7 protein-coding genes and 1 pseudogene are annotated in these 6,598 nt (G+C 60.2%); 3 read left to right on the forward strand and 5 right to left on the reverse strand.

What is annotated here, in order from left to right; genetic code table 11:
- Window positions 1-382 (forward strand): annotated as a pseudogene (locus FKP22_RS32160) (alpha-glucosidase C-terminal domain-containing protein); the annotation flags it as partial.
- Complete coding sequence (locus tag FKP22_RS17105) at window positions 310-1,464, forward strand: ABC transporter ATP-binding protein (RefSeq protein WP_141288667.1); 1,155 nt, start codon at window positions 310-312, stop codon at window positions 1,462-1,464. The pseudogene FKP22_RS32160 and the gene FKP22_RS17105, both read left to right, overlap by 73 nt.
- Before the next feature lie 56 nt (window positions 1,465-1,520).
- On the opposite strand, the gene FKP22_RS17110 is transcribed toward FKP22_RS17105, so the two are convergent.
- From FKP22_RS17110 to FKP22_RS17125, 4 genes are read right to left on the reverse strand one after another with little or no spacing between them, the layout of a single operon-like run.
- Window positions 1,521-3,320, reverse strand: a complete 1,800-nt coding sequence (locus FKP22_RS17110) for a DUF2326 domain-containing protein (RefSeq protein WP_141288669.1) — start codon at window positions 3,318-3,320, stop codon at window positions 1,521-1,523.
- Window positions 3,317-3,556 (reverse strand): ABC-three component system middle component 8, encoded by a 240-nt coding sequence (locus FKP22_RS17115; RefSeq protein WP_141288671.1) that lies wholly within the window; start codon window positions 3,554-3,556, stop codon window positions 3,317-3,319. Before FKP22_RS17115 ends, FKP22_RS17110 begins: the two co-directional genes overlap by 4 nt.
- Complete coding sequence (locus tag FKP22_RS17120; protein ID WP_141288673.1) at window positions 3,540-4,499, reverse strand: ABC-three component system protein; 960 nt, start codon at window positions 4,497-4,499, stop codon at window positions 3,540-3,542. The genes FKP22_RS17115 and FKP22_RS17120 overlap by 17 nt, the downstream gene beginning before the upstream one ends.
- Window positions 4,496-4,792, reverse strand: coding sequence for a HigA family addiction module antitoxin (locus FKP22_RS17125; RefSeq protein ID WP_141288675.1), 297 nt, complete (start codon window positions 4,790-4,792; stop codon window positions 4,496-4,498). Before FKP22_RS17125 ends, FKP22_RS17120 begins: the two co-directional genes overlap by 4 nt.
- Window positions 4,793-5,234: 442 nt before the next feature.
- Between FKP22_RS17125 and FKP22_RS17130 the strand changes: the two genes are divergently transcribed.
- Complete coding sequence (locus tag FKP22_RS17130; protein ID WP_141288677.1) at window positions 5,235-5,486, forward strand: cysteine rich repeat-containing protein; 252 nt, start codon at window positions 5,235-5,237, stop codon at window positions 5,484-5,486.
- A 102-nt stretch (window positions 5,487-5,588) separates the two neighbouring features.
- Here FKP22_RS17130 and FKP22_RS17135 read toward each other — a convergent pair whose 3' ends face one another.
- The gene (locus FKP22_RS17135; protein WP_141288679.1) at window positions 5,589-6,377 is read right to left on the reverse strand and encodes an SDR family NAD(P)-dependent oxidoreductase; all 789 of its coding nucleotides are present in this window, start codon (window positions 6,375-6,377) and stop codon (window positions 5,589-5,591) included.
- Window positions 6,378-6,598 lie beyond the last annotated feature (221 nt).

A 6,598-nucleotide genomic window follows, 5' to 3' on the forward strand; every position in this document is an offset into this window, starting at 1 on the left:
CCCGCTGCTGCGCAGCGGCGAGATGGCGCTGCTGCCGGCGCACGAACAGGTCGTGGCCTTTGTGCGCCACGAGGCTGGCGAACCGGCGCTGCCGGCGGCCGAAGGCGACACACCCAAGCACCTCGTCTGCGCCTTCAACCTCTCGCCACTGCCGGCGCGCTATGAACTGCCCGCCGGCACCGCCGTGATCCCCGTCAACGGCCACGGCTTCATCGGCAGCCACGAGCCGCAGGTCATCCTGCTGCCGCCGCATCAGGCCTTTTTTGGCCACTTGGTCCCACAAAGCCAGTTGGCAAGGAGCGCGTCCTCATGTCCCGCATCGAACTCCGAAACGTCTCCAAGCGATTTGGGCCTGTCTCCATCTTTCATGCCATCGACCTGAGCATCGCGCCAGGCGAGTTCGTCGTCTTCATCGGCCCCTCGGGTTGCGGAAAATCGACATTGCTGCGGCTCATTGCTGGGCTGGAAGACGCGAGCGACGGCGAGATCGAGATCGACGGCCGCATCGTCAACGCGCTGCCGCCCGCCAAGCGCGACGTGGCGATGGTTTTCCAGAGCTACGCGCTGTACCCGCACATGAGCGTCTACCAGAACATGGCCTTCGGCCTGCAGCAGCAGAAGCTGCCCAAGGCCGAGGTGGAGGCGCGCGTGAAAGAAGCCTCGCGCATCCTGCAGCTGGACGAGCTGCTGGACCGCAAGCCCAAGCAGCTCTCTGGCGGCCAGCGGCAGCGCGTGGCCATTGGCCGCGCCATCGTGCGCAAGCCAAAGGTGTTCCTCTTTGACGAACCCCTGTCCAACCTGGACGCCGCGCTGCGCGTCAACACCCGCGTGGAGATCGCCAAGCTGCACCGCCAAATCGGCTCGGCCAGCATGATCTACGTGACCCACGACCAGGTCGAGGCCATGACGCTGGCTGACAAGATCGTGCTGCTCACGCCCGGCGCCGGCGCCCGTGGCGAGCCCGGCATCGCCCAGGTCGGCTCCCCGCTCACGCTCTACCACCACCCCGCCAACCGCTTCGTCGCCGGCTTCATCGGCTCACCCGCGATGAACTTCGTGGACGCCAGCGTGGCCGCCGCAGACGCCGAACGCGTGCTGCTGGACTGCGCCGGCCAGTCCCAGCTCGCCTGCGTAGACGGTCAAAGTGGTGGCCGCGCCCTGCAACCCGGCCAACGCGCCACGCTGGGCATCCGCCCCGAACACCTGCTGGCCCAGCGCGAAGCCCCAGGCCAGGACACCGGCTGGCCCGCCCAGGTCCAGCACGTCGAACACCTCGGCGAACACGGCTACGTGCACGCCAAGCTGCGCGACGGCAACGCCACCCTCATCGCCAAGGTCCACGACGAGAACTTCCGGGTGGGCGACATGCTGCGCTTGGTCGCGCCGCCGGAAAGCGTGCATGTGTTCCGGGAGGATGGGACGGCGTTGGCGAGGCGGTTGGTGGTGGGGGCGGCGAGCGTTTGAAGGGCGAAGGGGTCAGCGTGGCGAGGAGAAATTGCTCGGCTAATGAGCTTAATGAGCTACCAAGCCTTCATGCGGAAAAGGCGCCCTTCGTCCCCTTCGTCGTGCAACCTCACGACGATTTCCTCGATCGAGAAGACAGGCGTTCCGTCCTCGGAGGGCGGTGGTGCGTCCGAGTCGATCAGCGTGATGATTGGCTGAAGCCCAAGATCTGCGTACTGACGGATGACTGCAAGAAGGTTTGCCTTCTTCCGGTCGTCCAGGGATTCGAAGACGCCGTCGTGGAAGACGAAACGTGGGAATTTTTGATCGAGATGGGCACGCAGCACAGCTAGGTCAAAAGCAATGCACAGTAGTTTCCGATAGGTATGTCCAAGGTCGGCGCTCGTTGCTTTCCCAGCATCATCCAGTACTTCCGCCTTGAATTCGAGATGGCCCTCTTTGTTGACATAAACACTCAGCAAGGCCTTGTGCGAGGTGACCTCTTCGATAATATCGCTGAAGTACAAGCGAATGGATGAGAATAAACTATTGATTTCCCCGCTTTGCGCCTCGACGTTTGCCTCGATTTGCGATTGCAGATGAGTCCGATCCTCGGAGAGCTTTCGGATGTTGGTCCTCAGATCTTGCAGCCTCCGGAGAAAGCCGCGCTGTCTTTCCAGTGTCTCAATATCGGCGCGCAGGGTTACCAGCTCATCTGTAACCTGCTTGTACTTGGCAAAAACATCGGTAGCGCTGAGGAATGACAAAAGATCTGACCTGCGCTTACCAAGCGTGTTCAATTCGGTCGTGATTCCCTTAATTTCGGCTTCGACTTCGGCATATTCTTCAATCAGATAGCCTCGGCGCTCGTCCGTGATTGCGCGATTGAACGCGATTAGCTGGTCGAAATCCCTTTTGATTTGACCGGCAAACAGAACGCCGACTTCCTGAAAGAGTCGCTGGGCTTCGGAAGGATTGAAGAGAATCTGGTCCTCTTCCAGCGAGGCCGCAATCTTCCTTCTGTTTTGACTGAGGGAATAGCGCTGCGTATTAAGTGCGCCGATACGAGCATCAATGTCCTCGACGACCTGCTTGGTTCGCTCCTTATCTTGCTGGCGGAAGTCGAAAGCATCAAGGAGTTTCTGCTTCTTTTCAGCTTCCTTCAACTTTAGTTGAAGAATGCCTTCAATCTTGCTTACATCATCGACAGTTCCGCCAAGTTCGGCTTTAACCGTATCGGCGACGGACTTCGCTTCCTCAAGTTTTTCCTGTTTCTCGTAGTGCTGCTGCACAAGAGAATGATCAAAGCCGAGAATGTGAGCGACGTACGGCTTCCAGTCCTTGTGTGCGCCTATCCCGAAACGGCGAAGCTGGAAAACGTCCTGAAAGTCGTCTTGTCCTCGCAGTTGATATCCGAGGCCTTTCCGGAAATCCCATGGAGATACACCCCGCAAATCAAGAAGGCCGTCCAGCATCTCCCGTGCCCGTTCGAAGGGCAGACCAAAGTGATCCCAGTCTTCTTCCGCGAGGTCGGCGAAATCTTGATGCGATGCCTCATGCTTTTTGAAGCTGATCTTTGTCGCCTCTTCCACCCCTCGCCGTACCGTGACGTAGGAAGCATCAGCCAGTTCGATTTCGAGGAAGAACACGAAGCGACTGAATAACGCCTCATTCTTGAAAAGGAAAAATTTCGGATCGCGCGTGACAAGGAAGCCGTAGTCAATTAATCGGCCGAGAGTGGTCTTGCCGAGGTTGTGCGTGTCCTTATCACGGTTGTCAGGAAGTCGAATCTCGGCCAACACAACATTCAGGCCCGACCGGAAGTCGATCGGACCAAAAAGTTCGGGCTTGTTGCTGTAAAGCTTTGACAACTTCATTGGGGCCCCACGTACTCGACAGCATCAGTTTTCGGGCGGTACTCGATTAGCCCCAGAAGGAATAAAAAATTGAGCGCGGGCAGGAACAGTACGTCACCACCAGCGACAACTTTCTTCACGTACGCCCGCAGCGGGCTGTAACCTTCTAGCCGCCGCTTACGAAGGCGATTCAGCACGAGTAGCGCCACGTTGACGACAGTCCGGTCGGGGTGCGAATGTTTAGTTGGGCGCAGCATCTTCGCCCTCCCCGATGTCGCAATTCCAGTACATGTAGAACAACATCACTCGCGTCAGTTTCTTGTTTCTGCGGAGGATTGGATCCCGTGCGAAGAGCAGGTCCATGAGGTAGTTCATAACGTCGTCGAAGCTTTGATAGGATTTGCGCTTTGCAATAATCTTCAGCTGAAATTCATCGACCGTGGACTCATACATGCGAAGGAGCTCGTCATTCTCCGGTGCTGCCAAAAATTCCTTTACTTGTGCCGTGTCTTTGAGGTACTGCCGGCGCAAAGTTTTGGCATATTCAGGGCTCATCTTGTTAAGCGCATTCTTGGTCTCATAGGACGTGCGCGGAGATGGCGGCGCGTCCATGGTCGTAACAGCCCCGTCCATATGGCGGGCGAGCGCTTCCACGACTTCGGCAAGTTCGTCGGGGCTCACTACAAGAGGTGAGTCAAGTGGATCAAGTCTTGCCAAATTCGGGATCTCAGGAAACGATTTCAGCCACAGTTCAAGCGCCTCAAGGCCGCAAAGCATGATCGACTGCTCTGGGATGCCGCATTCCTTGGCGATGTGAGCGCGAATGTCGCTCTCGGCATTTCCCGTTAGGCTGCGATTTGCGAACAAAATGTAGTGATCAAGTTGATTGGCTCTTTGCAGCTTCTTGATACGCGGAATTTCCTTGCCAATTACAGTGTCCCCTGACTTCGTGCTGAAGAAATCAGATTCGGAGCAACTTCGGTTGTAGCCATTGGTGTGTTTGGCTTGGACGATGATGGTGCCGTTCCACGGCGCGGCCTTGCTCGGGATGAGTTCAGCGACACCGATGAATTTCGCATCACGTCCGCCATCGACGCCTTTGGCGAAACTCTGCACGCCCATGCCAAGCAAGCGCTGACAGATCAGTACAACGAGTTGCTCGAATTGGTCGTCGCTTAGATCTTCGTAGACGTACTTCATTGCGCATCCGCCTGAGTGGTTTGCCGAGGAAGCAGCCGAGTCTCTCTGCCGGAGCTTCGAACGGCTTCGTGCAGCTCATGTTGTGCCTGACGACCCATCCAGAACTCGGGAGCACTGCTGAACCAATGCGCGAAGCGCAAAGCGGAATCACCCTTGATTCCGCACTGCCATTTGATGATTTGCGTGATTCGGTTCGCCGGGACGTGAAGTTGGCGCGCAAGTTCTGTAGGCAGAACTCCGATGGCAGCAAGCTTGCCGGCCAGGATCTGGCCTGGGTGCGCCGGTGTAGTCATGTCTGCGCTCTCTTGCCTTGGTCGCGGCTTTGCCGCTAGGTATCTTCTCGGCCGGCCAGCCAAGGCTCGGAACAAAGTACGTCTATCGTAAACGAGGTCTACGCACTCTCATGCCCCGGCCACCCGCGGCGGCGTGTTGGCTCTGCTCGTGCCGGCTCTGATCGGCGCGCTACTGAGGCAGTCGGTGGAGAAGGGAGTGGCGGGCGTTTCAGCGATGCCGTGTGGGCTTGGGGTCTGTGGCCTGGGGTCTTGCGAAGCGACAACGTCTTGACGCTGGACGTCTTTCATCGGCTTTGGGCCGCCGTTTTGCAAGACCTGACACTGGCAGGCTCCGGCAGGTATTGACCCTCGCAGCTTTCTGCCGCAGCGGGTGTGAGTCGGGTGGGAGAATTGGCCGCGTTTCGCGTCGTATCCCGTGTCACCCAACCTGGAGATCCCGCCCGTGAAGATCATGTTCTCTGCCTTGTCCCTGGCCTGCGCCGGCCTTCTGGCGTCCGCCGCCGCCTACGCTGCTGACGCCGCGCCATCGACCGCCGACGTGGCTGCGGCCTGCAAGGCCGACGTTGACAAGCTCTGCCCCGGCATCAAGCCGGGCGACGGCACGCTCAAGGCCTGCATGAAGGAGCACCGCAAGGAGCTCTCGCCCGATTGCAAGAAGGAACTGATGGAAGCCCGCAAAGCCAAGCAGGGCTAAGTGAAGCTGGGCGCAGCGGCCCGGGAGGTACGCTGCGCCTGCCGAAGGCTTCGCGGCGCTCGCCTCAGAAGGCGAGCGTTCGGTGGGGCCTGCCGGCGCCGGTCAGGCAATCGTGTCGACCACGCCCCCATCCACCCGCAACGCCGCGCCCGTGGTCGCCGAAGCCTGCGGCGAGCAGACATAGACCACCATGTTCGCCACTTCCTCGGGCGTGGCGACACGCTGCAGGATGGACGAGCTGCGGTGGGCCTTGACGAACTCGTTGGCGATGCGCTCGGCGGTGGCCAGGTCGCCGCCCGGCGCCACCAATTGCTGTACGCCTTCGGAGAGCGTGGGGCCGGGCAGCACGGCGTTCACCGTGATGCCGGTGCCGGCCAGGCTCTTGGCCAGGCCGCGTGAGACGGCGAGGTTGCCGGTCTTGCTGAAGCCGTAATGGATCATGTCGGCGGGGATGTTCAGGCCCGACTCGGACGAGATGAACACGATGCGGCCCCAGTTGTTCTGCTGCATGCCGGGCAGGTAGATGCGGCTGGCGCGCACGCCGGACATCACGTTGACCTCGAACATGCGCGTCCACTCTTCGTCGGGGATCTCGGCGAAGGGCTGCAGGTTGAACACGCCCACGTTGTTGACCAGGATGTCCGCATGCGGTTCGGCGGCCTTCAACACCTCGAAGCCCGCGGCGTTGCCCAGGTCAGCCGCCACGCCACGCACCTGGGCGCCCGGCACAGCAGCGCGCAGCTTGACCAGCGACTGTTCTACGTCCTCCTGCTTGCGGCCGGTGATCACGACGCTGGCGCCGGCACGCGCCAGGCCGAGCGCGATGGCATAACCAATGCCGCGGGTGGAGCCGGTGACGATGGCGGTCTTGCCGCTCAGGACGATGTTCATGGCGAGTTGATTCCTTGAAGAGGGGGCCGCGGGCGCGGCATCTGGTGGAAGGATTGAAGCACCAGGGGTGGTGGTGCGTGCCGCCCGGTGCAATCAACCCTTGAAGGCCTGAGCCTTTGGGGTGGCGGCTGGGCAGGCCGGGTCAGGCGATGGCACCGCCGCCGTCGACCCGCACGGTGCTGCCGGTCGCGTAGCCGTTGCCGGCCAGGAAGAGGATGGCC

It is taken from the genome of Ideonella azotifigens, assembly GCF_006519715.1.
GTDB lineage: Bacteria > Pseudomonadota > Gammaproteobacteria > Burkholderiales > Burkholderiaceae_C > Ideonella > Ideonella azotifigens.